General features: G+C 72.5%; 14 protein-coding genes. 7 read left to right on the top strand and 7 right to left on the bottom strand.

Features of this window, described 5'->3' with window-relative positions:
* The coding region (locus JCO01S_RS07815) for a methyltransferase domain-containing protein (protein ID WP_068253362.1) at positions 1-646 on the bottom strand (646 nt) is incomplete at its 3' end.
* 82 nt (positions 647-728) lie between these two features.
* Here JCO01S_RS07815 and JCO01S_RS07810 point away from each other — a divergent pair.
* From JCO01S_RS07810 to JCO01S_RS07800, 3 genes are read left to right on the top strand one after another with little or no spacing between them, the layout of a single operon-like run.
* Entirely contained in the window at positions 729-2,615 is a 1,887-nt protein-coding gene (locus JCO01S_RS07810; RefSeq protein ID WP_068253360.1) for a Na+/H+ antiporter, read from the top strand.
* 46 nt (positions 2,616-2,661) lie between these two features.
* On the top strand, positions 2,662-4,350 hold the full coding sequence (locus tag JCO01S_RS07805) for a DUF885 domain-containing protein (protein ID WP_068253354.1): 1,689 nt from the start codon (positions 2,662-2,664) through the stop codon (positions 4,348-4,350).
* A gap of 43 nt (positions 4,351-4,393) precedes the next feature.
* On the top strand, positions 4,394-5,263 hold the full coding sequence (locus tag JCO01S_RS07800; protein WP_157074516.1) for a hypothetical protein: 870 nt from the start codon (positions 4,394-4,396) through the stop codon (positions 5,261-5,263).
* A gap of 27 nt (positions 5,264-5,290) precedes the next feature.
* On the opposite strand, the gene JCO01S_RS07795 is transcribed toward JCO01S_RS07800, so the two are convergent.
* Positions 5,291-6,565, bottom strand: a complete 1,275-nt coding sequence (locus JCO01S_RS07795; protein ID WP_068253348.1) for a lipase family protein — start codon at positions 6,563-6,565, stop codon at positions 5,291-5,293.
* A gap of 98 nt (positions 6,566-6,663) precedes the next feature.
* Between JCO01S_RS07795 and JCO01S_RS07790 the strand changes: the two genes are divergently transcribed.
* Positions 6,664-7,296 (top strand): Maf family protein, encoded by a 633-nt coding sequence (locus JCO01S_RS07790; protein WP_369407285.1) that lies wholly within the window; start codon positions 6,664-6,666, stop codon positions 7,294-7,296.
* Positions 7,297-7,304: 8 nt separating this feature from the next.
* Here JCO01S_RS07790 and JCO01S_RS07785 read toward each other — a convergent pair whose 3' ends face one another.
* The 3 genes from JCO01S_RS07785 to JCO01S_RS07775 form a co-directional block, all read right to left on the bottom strand.
* A complete protein-coding gene (locus JCO01S_RS07785) occupies positions 7,305-8,375 on the bottom strand; it encodes a S8 family serine peptidase (protein WP_068253341.1) in 1,071 nt (356 codons plus the stop codon).
* An 84-nt stretch (positions 8,376-8,459) separates the two neighbouring features.
* Positions 8,460-10,076: an acyl-CoA carboxylase subunit beta gene (locus JCO01S_RS07780; protein ID WP_084342738.1), complete on the bottom strand. Its 1,617-nt coding sequence runs from the start codon at positions 10,074-10,076 to the stop codon at positions 8,460-8,462.
* A 14-nt stretch (positions 10,077-10,090) separates the two neighbouring features.
* Positions 10,091-11,287: an acyl-CoA dehydrogenase family protein gene (locus JCO01S_RS07775; RefSeq protein ID WP_068253339.1), complete on the bottom strand. Its 1,197-nt coding sequence runs from the start codon at positions 11,285-11,287 to the stop codon at positions 10,091-10,093.
* Between the two features lie 87 nt (positions 11,288-11,374).
* Between JCO01S_RS07775 and JCO01S_RS07770 the strand changes: the two genes are divergently transcribed.
* The 3 genes from JCO01S_RS07770 to JCO01S_RS07760 all read left to right on the top strand — a co-directional run bounded on the left by JCO01S_RS07770 (position 11,375) and on the right by JCO01S_RS07760 (position 15,436).
* The gene (locus JCO01S_RS07770; RefSeq protein WP_068253336.1) at positions 11,375-11,797 is read left to right on the top strand and encodes a MerR family transcriptional regulator; all 423 of its coding nucleotides are present in this window, start codon (positions 11,375-11,377) and stop codon (positions 11,795-11,797) included.
* 90 nt (positions 11,798-11,887) lie between these two features.
* Positions 11,888-13,894 carry a vWA domain-containing protein gene (locus JCO01S_RS07765; protein WP_068253334.1) on the top strand — a complete coding sequence of 669 codons (2,007 nt, stop codon included), beginning with the start codon at positions 11,888-11,890 and terminating at the stop codon, positions 13,892-13,894.
* Between the two features lie 267 nt (positions 13,895-14,161).
* On the top strand, positions 14,162-15,436 hold the full coding sequence (locus JCO01S_RS07760; protein ID WP_068253330.1) for a hypothetical protein: 1,275 nt from the start codon (positions 14,162-14,164) through the stop codon (positions 15,434-15,436).
* Here JCO01S_RS07760 and JCO01S_RS07755 read toward each other — a convergent pair.
* Together JCO01S_RS07755 and JCO01S_RS07750 are read right to left on the bottom strand one after the other, a co-directional pair.
* Positions 15,433-16,725, bottom strand: coding sequence for a serine/threonine-protein kinase (locus JCO01S_RS07755; RefSeq protein ID WP_068253328.1), 1,293 nt, complete (start codon positions 16,723-16,725; stop codon positions 15,433-15,435). The genes JCO01S_RS07760 and JCO01S_RS07755 overlap by 4 nt on opposite strands.
* Positions 16,718-17,182, bottom strand: a complete 465-nt coding sequence (locus JCO01S_RS07750; protein ID WP_157074515.1) for a hypothetical protein — start codon at positions 17,180-17,182, stop codon at positions 16,718-16,720. Before JCO01S_RS07750 ends, JCO01S_RS07755 begins: the two co-directional genes overlap by 8 nt.
* Positions 17,183-17,223: the final 41 nt, after the last annotated feature.

The following is a 17,223-nucleotide window of genomic DNA, read 5'->3' as shown; positions in this document are numbered from 1 at the left end:
CCCGCCGCTGCCACTGCCCGCCCCACCACCGGCGGGCCTCGTCGTCCGCGTAGCACCACACCGAGGCGCTCGCCGCGACATCGGTCAGGCCGGCCTCGTGCGCCCAGCCAAGCAGGTACCGGCCGGCATCGGGCTCGGCGCCGGTCCCGCGTGCGGCCGCGCGGTAGAGCTCGAGCCAACGGGTCAGCCCCGGGTGCGCCGGGGCCCAGGTCATTGCCTCGTAGTCGGCGTCGCGGGCGGCGACGATCCCGCCGGGACGGGTCACCCGCGCCATCTCGCGCAGCAACCCGACCGGGTCGGCGACGTGCTGGAGCACCTGGTGCGCGTGCACGACGTCGAAGGAGTCGTCGTCGTGGGGCAGATGCATCGCGTCCGCCACCTCGAAGGTCACCTGCCCGATCCCCGCCTCCCGGGCGGCTGCCCGCGCCTGCTCGACCACCTCTTCCGAGGCGTCGACGCCGACGACCTCGCCCGGGGCGACGCGCCGGGCCAGGTCGAGCGTGACCGAGCCCGGGCCGCACCCGACGTCGAGGACCCGCTGCCCCGGCTGCAGGTGCGGGAGGAGGTAGCCGGCGGAGGTCTCGGCGGTGCGGGCCGCGTGCGCGGCGACGACCGGGGCGGCATGGCCGTGGAGGTAGCGCGTCACCCCTCGATCGTGGCACCGGGCGGCCACCGCCCACACCCGCCGTCGCATCCCGAGACGCCCCGGAGGAGAGGACAATGGGCCCGTGCAGCTCGCCCTCACCCTGCTCGCCATCGCCCTCGCCTCGCTGCTCGTCCACGGCATCGCGTCGCGACTGGGCCTGCTCACGCCCCTGCTCCTCCTGGCGGCCGGGGCCGCGATCTCCTTCGTCCCGTGGGTCCCCGACATCACGCTCTCCTCGGAGGTCGTCCTCATCGGGCTGCTGCCGCCCCTCCTCTACGCCACCGCGATCTCGACCTCGCTCGTCGACCTCAAGGCCCAGCGCGTGGCCATCGCCGGGCTGTCGATCGCGCTCGTGCTCGTCACGGCCCTCGGCGTCGCGGTCGTCGCGAGCGCGTTGCTGCCGATCTCCTTCGCCCTGGCCTTCGCCCTCGGCGCGATCGTCGCGCCGCCGGACGCGGTGGCCGCCACCGCCGTCGCCCGGGCCATCGGGCTGCCGCGCCGGGCGGTCACCCTCCTCGAGGGCGAGTCCCTCCTCAACGACGCCACCGCGCTCGTCTCGCTGCGCACCGCCATGGCTGCCGCGGGGCTGGCCGCCGGCCACGCCGGCGTCGGGGACACCGAGGTGACGATCGCCTCCGTCGGCCGGGACTTCGTGCGCGCCGCCCTCGGCGGCGTGCTCATCGGGTACCTCGCCTACAAGGCGCTGGCCGTGCTGCGCACGCACACCCACTCCCCGGTGGTCGACACGACGATCAGCTTCATCGCCCCCTTCGCCTCCTACCTGCCGGCCGAGCTGGTCCACTCCTCCGGCGTGCTCGCGGTCGTCACCACGGGGCTGCTCCTCGGCCACCGTGCGCCGGTCCTGCAGAACGCCCGCTCCCGGCTGTCGGAGCGGTCCAACTGGGCGAGCATCCAGTTCATCCTCGAAAACGCCGTCTTCCTCGTCATCGGGCTGCAGCTGAGCTCGCTCGTCGACGACGTCCGCGCCTCCGTGCTCGGTCTCGGCTCCACCCTGCTCATCGGCCTGGCGGTCCTCGTGACCGTGCTCGCGCTGCGCCCGGCGTGGATCTTCCCCCTGCGCTGGCTGCGCGCCCGCCTCTCCCGTCGGGAGCGGGACCGGCTGCGGCCGTGGCAGGAGAGCCTCGTCGTCAGCTGGGCGGGCATGCGAGGTGTCGTGACGCTCGCCGCGGCGCTGCTGCTGCCGCACGACACCCCGCACCGCCCGACCCTCGTCCTCGTCGCGATGACGGTGACGATCGGCACCCTGCTCATCCAGGGCACGACGCTGCCGCTGCTCGCCCGCACCCTCGGCGTCCACGGGCCGGACCCGCGCGAGGACGCCCTCCAGGAGGCCACGGTCACCCAGGCCGCCGTCGTCGCCGGGCTGCGCCGCCTCGAGGAGCTGCCCGACGTCGACGAGGACGCCGCCGCCCGACTGCGCCAGCAGGCTCGCCAACGTGTCAACCGGGTGTGGGAACGCTTGGGACGCAGCGAGACCGAGTCACCGAGCGATGCCTACCGCCGCATCCGGCTACCGGTCCTGCAGGCCGAGCGCGCCGAGCTGCTGCGCATCCGCGACTCAGGGCTGGTCGACCACCAGGTCCTCGCCCAGGTCCTCGGGGCGCTCGACGCCGAGGAGTCCACGCTCGAGTCGATCGGCGCCCGCACCGACGCGGTGCGCAGTGCGCCGCTGCTGGCCCCGGAGCGGATCACCGGCGAGTGCGAGCACCAGCGCGACCTTCCCGAGTCGGTCGTCCCCCGCGAACCCGACGGCTGCGAGGAGTGCCTCGCGAAGGAGCTCACCTGGCTGCACCTGCGCGTCTGCCTCAGCTGCGGTCACGTCGGCTGCTGCGACTCCTCCCACGGCCACGCGACCGCCCACCACGAGCAGACCGGGCACCCCGTGATGCGCTCCCTCGAGCCGGGTGAGGCGTGGCGCTGGTGCTTCGTCGACGAGACCCTCGTCTGAGGATCCCGCGGCGCATCGGGGCCGCGACGCGGGTACCGTCCACTGCGTGATCAGTGAGCAGAGCCGCCCGCAGACCGACGTCGACCGCATCGCCGAGGCACACTTCGACGCCGAGGTCGACCTCTCCCCCCTCGCCGCCACGTACCTGGGGATCCCCGGTCACGACACCGAGGTCGACGACTTCTCCCCGGACGGGTACGCCGCCGCCTCCCGGCTGCGACGCTCGACCCTCGCCTCGCTGGAGCAGGCGAGCCCCGTCGACGACGTGGACCGGGTGACGCTCGCGGCGATGCGCGAGCGTCTCGGCCTCGCCGAGGAGATCCACGAGGCGGGTCTGGACCTGGCCACGATCAACGTGCTCGCCTCCCCCATGCAGGAGGTGCGCGACGTCCTGGATCTGATGCCCACGGCGACGTCGGAGGACTGGGGGCGGATCGCCGGCCGCCTGGAGCGGATCCCGACCGCCCTGGAGCAGTGGACCGAGTCCCTCTCCGCCGCCGCGGCGAAGGGGGAGATCGCCCCCCTTCGTCAGTACGACCGGTGCATCGACCAGTGCGGTGACCTCACCGCCCCGGACGGCTACTTCGCGGCGCTGCTCTCCGGTGCCGCGCTCGAGGGCGGGGGCGCACTCCCCGACTCCGTCGCGGCGGACCTGCGGCGCGGTGTCGAGACCGCGGCAGCCGGTTACCGCGACCTCGCCGGACGGCTGGGGACGTTGCGGGAGAAGGCTCCGCAGGCCGATGGCTGCGGGATCGAGAACTACCGGCTGCACTCGCGCGCCTTCCTCGGCGCCGAGGTCGACCTCGAGGAGACGTACGCGTGGGGGCAGGAGGAGCTGGCCCGGATCACCGCGCAGATGCAGGAGGTCGCCGAGCAGATCCTCCCCGGCGCGGGCGTCGAGGAGGCCGTCGCCGCGCTCGACCGCGACCCGCGCTACCGGCTGCAGGGCACCGAGGCGCTGCAGGAGTGGATGCAGCGCACCGCCGACGAGGCCGTCGAGCTGCTCGGGTCCGGGCACTTCGCCATCCCCGAGCCGGTGCGCACCATCGAGTGCATGATCGCCCCGACCCAGACCGGCGGGATCTACTACACCGGGCCGAGCGACGACTTCAGCCGGCCCGGTCGGATGTGGTGGTCGGTGCCGAAGGGGGTCACGGAGTTCGGCACGTGGCGCGAGCTGACGACCGTGTACCACGAGGGCGTGCCCGGTCACCACCTGCAGATCGGGCAGACCGTGCACCGGCGCGAGCTGCTCAACCGGTGGCGGCGGCACTCCTCCTTCACCTCCGGCCACGCCGAGGGGTGGGCGCTGTACGCCGAGTGGCTCATGGCCGAGCTGGGCCACATGGACGACCCGGGCAACCGGATGGGACTCCTCGACGGGCAGAGTCTGCGCGCGGCGCGGGTCGTGCTCGACATCGGCGTGCACTGCGGCTTCGAGGCCCCGGCCGAGGTCGGCGGCGGCCACTGGGACCACGACAAGGCCTGGTCCTTCCTCAGCGCCCACGCGAACATGGAGGAGGGCTTCCTGCGCTTCGAGCTGGACCGCTACCTCGGCTGGCCGGGGCAGGCGCCCTCGTACAAGGTCGGCGAGCGACTCTGGCTGCAGCTGCGCGAGGAGGCCCGCCGCCGTGCCGGTGCGGCCTTCGACCTGGCCGACTTCCACCGGCGGGCGCTCGACCTCGGTGGGATGGGCCTGGACACGCTGCGGGGTGCCGTCCTCGGCGAGATCTGAGACCGCCGTTGTCCCGATCGCACGCCGGTCGTAACCTGCAGCCATGGGGACACCACGGATGGTGAGGGGATCCGCCGCGCTCGCCGCGATGCTCGCGCTCGGCATGTCGGGCTGCTCGTCCGACGCCGGCGCGTCGGAGGGCGGCGGGACGGTCACGGTGACGGAGACGTCCAGCCCGGCGGAGTCGAGCAGCTCGAGCACCTCCTCCGAGGAGAGCGAGGAGCCGGAGTCGAGCAGCACGAGCAGTACGAGCGAGACCTCCCAGGAGACCTCCGACGAGGGCTCGTCGGTCTCCGGGCTGCCGGGCGATCCGGGTGACTACGCGGACGCCTTCGTGCGCGCCTGGGGCATCGGGGACCGCCCCGCCGCGACCCGGTACGCGACCCCGGAGGCGGTCTCGGCACTCTTCGCCTACGACCCACGCGGCGGCTCGACCTGGCAGCGCGCCGGCAGCACCACGCAGGGCGAGCGGACCCAGGTGCGCTACACCGACGGCAACGGCAGCACGCTCTACGTGCTGCTCGACACCGCGACGGCGGGAGCGGGCAAGGGCGGCGCGATCGTCGCCGGCAACGTGGAGTGGACCGGCGACGTCGCCCCGGAGCCGGCCCCCGAGCCGACCGAGGAGGAGGCCCGCGGGCTGCCCAGCACCGTGGGTCCCTACTGCGACGCGCTCGTGCGCGCCTGGGGCGCGGACAACCGCACCTCGGCCGCGGACTACGCGACGAGCGGCGCGACGAGCACGCTCTTCGACTCCCTCACCCCGGGGCAGAGCGACTGGGCCCGCACCGGCAGCACGGACAGCTCGGCGACCTACGAGAACGGCGCCGGGGACCGGATCACGATCTTCGTCGACCCGGCCACCGTCTCCGCCGGGGTGGGCGACGCGGCCTACTACGTGGCCACGTCCTGACCACCGGGTGCACACACCCGGTGACCCTCAGAGGCGCCAGCAGCTGTTCGCGGTGCTCTTCCCGGCGAAGCGCTTCTCGAAGAAGTACATCGACTTCTCCACGTGCGGGACCATGCCGCCGACGTGCGTCGGGGTCAGGCCGGGGTTGAGGGTGACCCGGGCCCCCTTCGCGCACCAGTCGCGGCCCAGCTGCTTGCCGACCTCGTAGGGGATCACGTCGTCGGCGACAGCATGGTTGATCTCGACCGGGGCGTTCGGCGTCAACCTGCCGATGCGCTGCTCCTCGACGGCGGAGGCGAAGGGCTCCTCCTTCAGCAGCTCGGTGAGCTTCTTCCCGCTCTCGGTGTACTGCCCGCTGTCCTTGAAGGCGTAGTCGAAGAGGTTGTAGACGCAGGAGCCCTCGACCGAGGCGGCGAGCTCCTCCCCCTTGTCGTTGAGCACCGGCCCGGGGTCGATGTGCTCGGCCTGGGCCAGGCCGAGGGTGGCGAAGAGGGCGAAGGCGTTGTACAGGCCCCCCTCGATGTTCTGGGCCACCTTGCCCAGGTCGGCCGGCGGGGCGCCGATGGCCGACCCCTTGATCGGCAGCTCGGGCGCGTAGCTCTCGGCCAGCTCCGCGGCTGCCGCCGCGGCACCCCCACCCTGGGAGTAGCCCATGAGGCCGATCGGGTTCGAGGTGTCGACGTCGTCACCCGTCAGCTGCCGGGCGGCACGGGCCATGTCCAGGCTCGCGTGCCCCTGGGCCTCACGGACCATGTAGGTGTGGGAGCCGGGGGTCCCGAGGCCCTGGTAGTCGGACATGGCCACCGCGTAGCCACGGCTGACCGTCCGGGCGATGCCGATGCCCTCGTACTCCACGAGCTCGGACATCTGCCGGGACGGTGCACACGCGTCCGCCATTCCCTGGGTGCCGGCGGTGTAGGAGATCAGCGGGCGCTCCGAGGCCCCGATGTACTTCGTCTTCGGCACGAAGACGGTGCCGGTGACCGCGATCGGGTTGCCGTCGACGTCCGTCGAGGAGTACATGACCCGGGTGGCGGTGACGACATTCGAGGAGAGGCCCAGCGGGTCGAGCAGGAAGGTCGCCGGCTCCGTGCGGATGATCGTGCCCGGCGTGCTCGGGATCTGCTCCGGCGGTTCGTAGAAGTCAGGGCGCTCCGGCTCCGGGGTGTCGGTGAGCGTGGCGGCCCCTGCGGTCCCGGGGATGTCGTCCGGTCCGGCGGAGGCGGTGCCGGCCATGGGGATGACCAGTGCAAGGCTGAGGGCCCCGGCGAGGGCCACCCGCTTCGTCGTCGCTGACTTCATCGTCGCTGACATGGTGTTCCTGTCTGTGGTGTGGCGTGGGCTGCGCCTCGCAACCTACTCGCCGGTCACAACTTCGCAACCGGAAAGGAACTGTGCGCGTGCACACACTCACCCTCGCCTCGGCCTCCCCCGCCCGCCTGGGACTGCTCCGCGCCTGCGGGATCGAGCCCGCGGTGCTCGTCAGCGACGTCGACGAGACCGCCGTGGAGGCCCGGGCGCGGGAGGGGGACCCGGCGATCACCCCGGGCGAGGTCGCGCAGCTGCTCGCGGAGGCGAAGGGGGCGGACGTCGCCCCCCGCGCCGGGTCACCGGGGCCGGTCCTGGCCTGCGACTCGGTGCTCGAGCTGGACGGGGAGATCTTCGGCAAGCCCCACACGGCCGGGCGGGCGCGCGAGCGGTGGGCCCGGATGCGCGGCCGCACCGGCGTGCTGCACACCGGGCACTGGCTCACGATGACCGACGGCGCCGGTGGTGTCAGCCCCGCGGTGGGTCGCTCCGCCTCGGCCCGGGTGACCTTCGCCGACGTCGGCGACGCGGAGATCGAGGGCTACATCGCCACCGGCGAGCCGCTGCACGTCGCGGGCGGGTTCACGATCGACGGGCGGGGAGCCCCCTTCGTCGAGGGCATCGAGGGCCACCCGAGCACGGTGGTCGGGGTCTGCCTGCCGCTGCTGCGCACGATGCTCGCCGAGCTCGGCACGGCCTGGTGGGACCTGGCCGTGCCGAGCTGAGCGCGAGGTCAGCCCACCTTCGTGGCGACGGCCGCCTTGGCGTCGACGATGCCGCGACCGTAGAGGACGCTGAGGCCGCCACGGACCCCCGTCAGCGGGTTGCGTGCGGTCTCCAGCAGCGTCTGCTCGACCTGCTCGGCGTCCCGCCCCTGGGCGGCCAGCAGTGCGGCCACGCCCGCCACGTGCGGGGTCGCCATCGAGGTGCCGGCGTACGCGTCGTAGTCCTTGCCGTAGCACTCCCCGCTGCCGGTGCCCCGCGGCACCGTGGAGACGATGTCGTCGCTGCAGGGGCCGCCGAGGAGGCGCCCCGAGCCGCCCGGAGCGGCGACCCCGAGCTTGCCCAGCTGCACCGGCAACTCGGAGAAGTAGGACTTCAGCTCGTTGCGGTCGGTCGCCCCGACGCACAGCGAGTCGCTGCTGAAGGCGGGATCGTTGCACAGCAGGGTCGAGGTGTTGCCGGCCGCGGCGACGGTGAGGGTGCCCTTGTCACTGGCGTACTGGATCGCGTCCTTCATCGCCGTGTCCGAGCCGAGGATGGTGAAGATCTGGGTGCCCGGCAGGCCGCCGAGGCTGAGGTTGACGACATCGGCGCCGTGGTCGGCCGCGTACCGGATGCCCTCGGCGATGTCCTCGCTCGTGCCCTGGCCGTCCTCGAGGACCTTGACCGGCATGACCTTCGCGTCCGGCGCGACACCGGCGACCCCGGTGCCGTTGCCGGCCGCGGCGGCGATGGTGCCCGCGACGTGGGTGCCGTGGGAGTCGCTCTCCTGGCCCTTGCCGTCCTTGCCCTTCCAGCCCCCGTCGCCGCAGGAGCCGGCCTGCTCGCCGCAGACGAAGTCGGCCCCGGGCACGAGCTGGCCCTGCAGGTCCGGGTGGCCCAGGTCGACACCGGTGTCGACGACCGCGACGACGGCCCCCTCACCGGTGGAGGTGGACCACGCCTGCTCGGCATGGGTCTGGTCCAGGCCCCACAGGTCCTTGCGGAGCGGGTCGTCGGTCGCGGCACCTGCCGTGCCCGCGGTGGCCACGAGGCCGATCGCGCAGGCAGCAGCGGCGACGGGGGCAGTCCAGCACTTCATGGGGAATCCTTCGTCGGGAACGTGGTTACCCCACGGTAAGGATGAAGTGCTCCGCGTGCAGGACGAAGGGGGATCCGCCCCCGGTCACACCGGCGGGATGTCCCGTCGGCGGGTGGAGAAGGCGCGCTCCCGACCGCGGGCGTGGCGCAGCCGGGCGAGCAGCTCGCCGCGCAGGTCCTCGGGCTCGGTCACCTGGTCGATGACGAGGTCGCTCGCGAGGCGCTCGAGGTCGACGTCCTCGAGGTACTCCGCGCGCTTGGCGGCGATGAACTCCTCGCGTGCCTCCTCGCCCTGCTCGGCCTCGATCTGCGCGATCGTGTTGGCGTAGACCGCGTTGACCGCCGCCTCGGGACCCATGACGGCGATCCGCGCGGTGGGCAGCGCGATCGTCGCGTCCGGGGCGAAGCCGGGCCCGCCCATCGCGTAGAGGCCGGCGCCGTAGGCCTTGCGCACGACGACGCAGAACTGCGGGACGGTCGCCGAGGAGACCGCGGAGACCATCTTCGCGCCGTGGCGGATGATGCCGCCGCGCTCGACCTCGGAGCCGATCATGAAGCCGGGCACGTCCGCGAGGTAGATCAGCGGGATGGAGTAGGCGTCGCACAGCCAGATGAAGCGGGCCGCCTTGTCCGCGCTGTCGGTGAAGAGCACCCCACCCTTGGCCATCGAGTTGTTGGCGACGATGCCGACGGTCTCGCCGTCCATCCGGCCGAGGCCGACGACGAGCTCGGGGGCGAAGAGCTCCTTGACCTCGAAGAAGGAGTCCTCGTCGACGAGGCCGTCGATGACGTCGTGCACGTCGAAGGGCTCGGACTCCCGCTCCGGGACGGTCGCCTCCGTGAGGGGTACGGCAGGCGGCTCCGGCTGGTACGTCGGCAGCTCCGAGTGCCAGTTCTGCGGGAGGTAGCTCAGCCACAGTCGGGCGACCTCGATCGCCTCGGAGTCGTCCTCGACGAGGACGTCCCCGACGCCGCTCACGGTGCAGTGCATCCGGGCACCGCCCATCTCCTCGAGCGAGACCTTCTCCCCCACGACCATCTCGGCCATGCGGGGGCTGCCCAGGTACATCGAGGCATTGCCGTCGACCATGATGACCAGGTCGGTGAAGGAGGGGATGTAGGCACCGCCCGCCGCGCTCGGGCCGAAGAGGCAGCAGACCTGGGGGACCTTGCCGGAGAGGGCGACCTGGTTGTGGAAGATGTGCCCGGCGCCGCGGCGGCCGGGGAACATCTCGACCTGGTCCGTGATCCGCGCCCCCGCGGAGTCCACCAGCCAGCAGACCGGCAGCTCCTCCCGGAGCGCCATCTCGGTGGCGCGCACGATCTTCTCGACCGTCCGCTTGCCCCAGGAGCCGGCCTTGACGGTCGGGTCGTTGGCGATGACGATCACGGGCCGCTCGTCGAGCAGGCCCCGGCCGGTGACGACGCCGTCCGCGGGCAGGTTGCCTGCGGTGGAGTTCGCGTAGCGCCCGTCCTCGACGAAGCTGCCCTCGTCGAGCAGCAGCGCGATCCGGTCCCGCACGTAGAGCTTGTTCTGCGACTCCAGCTTCGCCGCGCCCCGCTCGGTGGGTCGCTCGGAGAGGGCGTGGGCGTTGCGCAGTCGCTGGCGCAGGTCCGCGACGCCGGAGTCCCCCTTCGAGGTGCCCACGCCGAACGTGGGACCCGCGTCGTCGCGCCTCGGGGATCGTGCATCGGTGGTCATGGCGCTCCCTTCGCTCAGGCCGGCAGGCCCAGGTGACGGGCGATGACCATCCGCTGGACCTCGGAGGTGCCCTCGCCGATCTCGAGGATCTTGGCGTCACGGTAGAAGCGTGCCACGGGGTACTCCTCCATGAAGCCGTTGCCGCCGAAGACCTGGGTGGCGATGCGGGTCGCGCTCACGGCGGCCTCGGAGGTGTAGAGCTTGGCGACGGAGGCGGCCCGGGCGACCTCCGCGCTCGAGCGCTGCCCGCGGTCGGCCTGGTCCTTCAGCCACGCGGCCTTGTAGGTGAGCAGCCGCGAGGTCTCGGCCATGACGGCCAGGTCGGAGACCTGGAAGGAGATCCCCTGGTTGGCCCCGATCGGCCTGCCGAAGGCGGTGCGGGTGCTCGCGTAGTCGGTCGCGAGCTCGAGCATCCGCTGGGTCAGGCCGGTGGCGAGCGCGGAGATCGCGATGCGACCGTCGTCGAGGGTCTTGAGGAACTGGCGGAAGCCCTCCCCCTCGCCGCCGAGGAGGTTGCTCGCGGGCACGCGGCAGTCGGCGAAGCTGAGCCCGTGGGTGTCGGAGATGTTCCAGCCGAGCTTGTCGTAGGGCTCCTCGACGGTGAAGCCGGGGGTACCGCTCGGGACCAGGATCGCTGAGATCAGCGGCCGGCCGGAGTCGCTCGTGCCGGTGCGGGCGGTCACGGTCACCACGGAGGTGATGTCGGTGCCGGAGTTGGTGATGAAGGACTTGGCGCCGTTGATGACCCACTCGTCGCCCTCGCGCTTGGCGCTCGTGCGCGTGCCGCCCGCGTCGGAGCCGGCGTCCGGCTCGGTGAGGCCGAAGCCGGCCAGGCGCCTGCCGGCCACGAGGTCGGGCAGCCAGGCGTCGCGCTGCTCGTCGCTGCCGAAGATGAGGATCGGGTTGATGCCCAGGCCGACGCCGGCGGAGAGGGTGATGCCGATCGACTGGTCGATCCGGCCGAGCTCCTCGATCGCGACGCACAGCGCGGTGAAGTCGGACTGCACGACCCCGTCGACGGTCTCGGCGGAGCCGCCCCAGGCCTCGGGGACGACGAGGCCGAAGAAGCCCATCTCGCCCATCTTCGCCACGACGTCGAGCGGCAGGTGGTGGTCCTTGTCCCACTGCGCGACGTGGGGGTCGACCTCCTTCTCGGCGAAGTCGCGGACCGCGGCGCGGAAGTCCTCGTGGTCCTTCGAGAGCTCGAACATGTGGGGCCTTCCCGGTGCCGCCGGGCGGTGGCCCGCGCCAGCACCTGTGCTTGACGTTGACGTCAACGTAAAGCATGATCCCGTGCCATGACAAGCCCGACGAAGGGAGCCCCCTCCCCCGCCACCGACGGCGGCCGGGAGCGCACCTGGACCATCCGCGAGATCGCGGACGAGTTCGGCGTGACCACCCGCACGGTGCGCTACTACGAGGACGTCGGGCTGATCTCCCCGGAGCGGCAGGGCACCGCCCGGATCTTCCACCGGCGGGACCGCACCCGCCTAGCCCTCGTGCTGCGCGGCAAGCGCCTGGGCCTGCCCCTCGACGAGATCGCCACGATCATCAACCTCTACGACGCTCCCCGCGGTCGGCGGAGCCAGCTGGAGTACCTCCTGGCCCAGATCGAGCAGCGGCGCGTCGACCTCGAGCAGCGCCGCCGGGACATCGAGGACACCCTCACCGAGCTCGCCGCGGTCGAGCAGGGCTGCCGCGAGGACCTCGCGAACCTCTGAGCGCCCGGGCGACGCCGGACGGTTGACATTCCCGTTCGCACACATGTAGTTTGCGACCGCAAATACACGCCACCCCGGGGGGGGCCTTCGATGCCCATCACCACACCCGCCCTGCGACGGACTCTGCTCGTCACCGGCCTCGCCGGCGCGCTGGTCCTCACCGGCGTCGGCACCTCCGGCGCGAGCGTGGGAGCAGCCTCCTCGGCACCCACCACGTCGGCTGCCGCGCCGGCCGCGAACACGGACGACGGCAAGCTGCTGCTCATGCTCGACGCGTCCGGCTCGATGAAGGAACCGGACCCCTCCGGCGGCACCAAGATGCAGGCCGCGAAGAAGGCCCTGACCGGGGTCGTGGACTCCCTCCCCGACGACGCCGACGTCGGCCTGCGCGTCTACGGGGCCACCGAGGAAGGCGGCACACCGACCAAGGCCGCCTGCAACGACACCCAGCTCGCCGTCCCCGTCGGCCCCCTGGACAAACCCGCCATGAAGAAGGCGGCCAACGGCTTCAGGGCCAAGGGCGAGACCCCCATCGCCCACTCCCTGCAGAAGGGCCTCGACGACCTCGGCGACACGGGCAAGCGCAACATCATCCTCGTCTCCGACGGCAAGGAGTCCTGCGTGCCCGACCCCTGCCCCACCATCAAGAAGCTCGTCGGCAAGGGCGTCGACCTGCGCATCGACACCGTCGGCTTCGCCGTCGACGACAAGGCCCGCAAGCAGCTGGAGTGCCTCGCCGACACCGGCAACGGCACCTACTACGACGCCGCGGACGCCGACGAGCTGGCCACGAGCCTGAACAAGATCTCCACCCGGGCGGTGCGCGACTTCTCCTTCAGCGGCCAGCCCGTCAGGGGGGTCGAGGTCGATCCCGACGAGCAGCTCCCCGCCGACCTGCCCGTCCTCAAGCCCGGCCTGTACACCGACGAGCTCACCGACCGACTCGCCGCCGGCGAGGGCCCCCAGCGCGCCTACAGCATCAAGCGCACCCAGAAGAAGTCCACCCTGCACGTCTCCTTCGCCACCAAGCCCTCCGACTACCGGGCGGGCGACGAACCGTCGGGGCTGGAGACCTTCGACCTGGAGATCATCGCCCAGGACGGCACCGAGTGCGTCAGCAGCCACGACGGGACCGGGGAGTACGACCAGGGGCTGAACCCGATCTCCACGGTCACCGCACGCCTCAGCGGCCAGTCGCCCGACGGCGACATCCCGCGCGCCTGCACCAAGAAGGGAGAATTCACCGTCCTGGTCACGCGGGACGGCGCCACGCAGACCACCCCGACCGAGATCCAGGTCATCGAGGAACCCCGCGTGACCAACCTGGGCGAGCTGCCGAAGGCGGCCGAGGACTACCCGGCGGAGAAGACGCTGAAGGCAGGCAGGACCAGGTCGATCACCGGCGGACTCTCCTTCGCCGACGCCCCCGAGATCACCGAGGGGTCCTGGGTCGACACCCTCGTGCCCGGCGAGACCCTCGTGTACCGGGTCTGGGTCGAGCCGGGCCAGACACCACGGTTCACCGCCAACGGACCCACCGGGGGCTTCCGCTACCCCGAGGGGTCCGAGCTGGACTCCCTCTTCGTGGACGGGCGCGCCTTCGGCCCCGACAGGCAGGCGCTCACCGACAACACCCTGATCACCGGCAACTTCAGCCAGACCTACGGGCGCTCTCCGAAGTCTGTCGCCGGGCCACCCGTGCGCTACCGGAACCGGTACGCCGACACCCACCTCAGGGACAACCTCGGCGCATCCAACATGGGCGGCTGGTACTACTACGCCGTCGGCGTCGGCGCGGGCGACCTCGGCCAGGAGCTCGCCGGGCAGCCGATCAAGGTGGCCTTCACCGTGGACCTCGAGGGCAAGCCCTCGGGCGGGCCGGAGTACGCCGGGGACGAGGACTGGCAGGCAGCGGCCATCGGGGAGAAGCCGGACCCCTCCGGCCCGGACGGGACGAGCGAGGAGGCCGGCGCCGCCGACAGCGACGAGGACGAAGGGGGCTCCCTCCTCCCCTGGGTCGGTGGCGGACTGCTCGCCGCGCTCCTCCTCGCAGCCGGGGCATGGTTCGGCATCCGTCGCATCCGCGGAAACACGTAACACCCGGCCGACCCCCGGCGAGCACGCCCCGAGGTTGACTTTTGCATACGCAAACCATTAGATTGCTATTGCAAACAGGGGAGCGGGAAGCCCCGGTCCTTGTCCATCGCAGGGGGGTGGACAGGGTCGCGGCCCGTCGTCCATCGCAGGGGGGTGGACGGCGGCGCCGGCCGGGGCTTCCCGACTGTGCTGGGTGTGGCAGGTGCTCGGGCCTCGGCCGCGGCGACTAGTATCCGGCGGGGCACCACCGGATCACCAGGACGGGGCATGAGCAGAAGGACCATCGCGGCACGAGCGCTCGTCGGCGCTGCCCTGATCGGCGGGCTCTCGCTGCCCGCCACGGCCCCGGCCGCGGCGGACGGGGACGGGACGTCAGCCCCCTTCGCCGGCACCCCGGTGCAGGGCGTCGATCTCAAGGGCGCCGAGCAGCTCCCCGACGACGCCCCCACGCTCTCCCCCGGGGTGTACCGCGACAAGATCACCTCCAGCGAGGAGGGGTGGCGGGCCTACCGGGTCGAGCGCACCGCCCCGGGCTCGACGCTGCACGTCTCGCTGACCACCCGGCCCACCTCCTACGGCGACCCGGACGACTACAACACCGAGGACCTGCGCCTGCGCCTCCTCGCCCCGGACGGCACGGAGTGCTTCGACGACGAGACCTACCTCGGCGACTCCAGCAGCGGCACCACCCCGTTCGTCACGATCTCCGGCGTCGTGTGGGGCAAGTGGCCGGCCTCGGACACCTCCGGAGAGCCCTCCTGTCGCAACACCGGCACCTTCACCGTCCTCGTGGGCAGGGACGGGCCGACCAAGACCCTGCCGGCCGAGATCCAGGTCCTCGAGGAGCCTCCGGTGGGCGACCTGAAGGACCTGCCGAAGGGGGTCGAGGAGGCTCCCGACATCAAGGACCTCAAGGCATCGGACCCGACGCCGGTCGAGGGCGGCACCGGCTTCACCGACGCCCCGGAGATCACGTCCGGCACCTGGACCGACACCATCGCGCCGGGCCAGACCCGGGTCTACCGGGTCCGGGTCGACTACGGGCAGACCGCCCGCTTCACCGTCAACGGGCCCACCGGAGGCTTCCGGTACCCCTCGGACGGGCTGGACTCCCTCAACATCGCCGGCGTCCTCTACGCGCCGGACCGGACCCTGGTCGAGGACCCCAACACCGGCAGCTACGGCGGCGGCTACAACATGCTGTCGTCGGTGAACACGGCCGAGGTGCGCTACCTCAACCGCTACGAGGACTACACGTGGTCCTCGCACATGGGCGGGTGGTACTACTACGCCGTCAACGTCGGGACCGCCGGCCTCGGCAAGTCCCTCAAGGGGCAGAAGATCAAGGTGGCCTTCACGGTCGAGGTCGACGGGTCCGCCTCGAAGAAGGTGGACTACGACCTCACCGCCGGTGACTGGGGCGATTCCGCCGAGGGGTCGTCGACGGACATCGGCGCGGTGCTCCCGTGGCTGGGCGGGGGCGTGGTGCTCCTCGTGCTGCTCGGCGGCGGCATCTGGCTGGTGATCCGGCGCCTGAGCTAGTCCTGCTCGGTCCCGCTCTCCCAGGAGTAGGTGCCGTCCTCGGCCCGGGTGCACAGGACGGCGTCGCCCCCTTCGGTCGCGCCGCGCAGGCCGACCTCGGTGAAGTCGCACTCGTCCCCCACGTCCTGGGTGACGGTGGGCAGGTCCGTGGCGTCCTCTCCCCCGCCGCCGGACCACGGTGCCCAGACGACGACGAAGGAGAGCGCGACGAGCACGGCGAGGACGGTCACGACTCCGAGCGGGACGAGCACGCGGCCTCGTCGCCGGGACGCTCCGGCGCCCGGCTCGGGCGTCGTGGGGCCGGGGGCCGCGGGCTGGGTCGGGCCGGGACCCGCCGGTTGCGTCGGCCCGGGGGGCGCAGGCTGCCCGGGAGGAGGCGAACCGGCCTGGGCGGGGACGTTCGGCGGTGGCGGGTAGGGCCGCGCGGACTCCGGGCGCAGCGGTGGGGGCGGGCTCTCCCCCTCGGACTCGGGCGCCTCGACCTGGCGCAGCACCGTGACCTCACCCGAAGCCTCCGGGGTCCAGGCGAGCTCGGGGATCTCCAACCGCTGCCGGGCGACGGTCGCGGAGACCGGGCGCTGCGCCGGGTGCTCCGCGAGCAGCTCCATGATCAGCCCCCACATCGGGTCGGGTACCCCCGGGGGCCGGGCGAAGGCCGTGGGGCCGACCCCGGTCGGTGACTGCGCCGTGAGCATGTAGCCCGCGACCGCCCCGACGGCGTAGAGGTCGCTGGCCGTGGCCAGCTCGCCCCGGCTCTGCTCCGGTGCCATGTAGCCGCGGGTGCCGAGCGCCATGTGGGTCTCGGTCAGGCGTGGGCCCTCCAGCTCCGAAGCGATCCCGAAGTCGGTGAGGTAGATGTGCGGCCGGTCGCTCCCCGTCGCCGCGAGCAGGATGTTCGCCGGTTTGACGTCCCTGTGGACGATCCCCGAGGTGTGCACCGCGGCGAGCGCGTCGAGGAGCTGACGCAGGATCTCCGCGACGAAGGGGGCCGGCAGCGGCCCGTGGTCCCCCACGAGGGTCGAGACCGACCCGCCGTCGACGACCGGCATCGTGAAGAGGACCCGGTCGTCCTCCCCCACCCAGCCGAGCGGGGTGACGACGTGCGGGTGCTGGACCCGGAAGGCGGTCTCCCGCACGAAGCGCAGCAGCGAGGCGGCATCGGACTGGCGCAGCACCTTGGCCGCGACGATCCGGTCGGTGCGGCGGTCGTGGACCCGCCACACCGAGCCCATGCCGCCCTGCCCGATGAGCTCGAGCAGCTCGTACCTGCCGGCGAAGACCTCACCCACCTGCAGGCCCCGCCTCCCGCAGCAGCGCAGCCAGCCGGGGGTGCTTCTCGTCGAGCAGGCGGGCGGCGTCGAGCAGCTCCGGCCCGCTCGCCGTGGCACGCAGGACGTCCAGGGCCCCGGCGCGCCGTTCGTCGCGGGTGGTCATCCCGGTCGTGAAGGTCCCCTGCACGTCGTGGGCGGCCGCCACCCGGGAGGCGACCTGCTCCCGCGTCAGGGACGGCGCCTCCTCGGCGAGCTCGAGCAGCGCCTGCAGTCGCGGCACGACCGCCGGGTTGCCGATCTTGACCCGCCGCCCCGAGAGGAGCTGGGAGAGCATCGGCGCGGACAGGCCGAGTGCCTCCGCGAGTCGCCCCTGGGTCAGGTCGAGCGCGGACATCACGCGGTCCGCGAGATCGCGCAGCGTCTCGCCGTACAGCTCGCGCTGCCGGTCCAGGTTGCTCTCGAGATCGTCGGCCACGGATTCTTCCCCTTCGTTCGCGGCCATCCTAGATGTGGTCC

It is taken from the genome of Janibacter corallicola NBRC 107790 (genome assembly GCF_001570965.1).
Taxonomy (GTDB): domain Bacteria; phylum Actinomycetota; class Actinomycetes; order Actinomycetales; family Dermatophilaceae; genus Janibacter; species Janibacter corallicola.
This window is presented reverse-complemented; position numbering and strand designations above follow the sequence as displayed.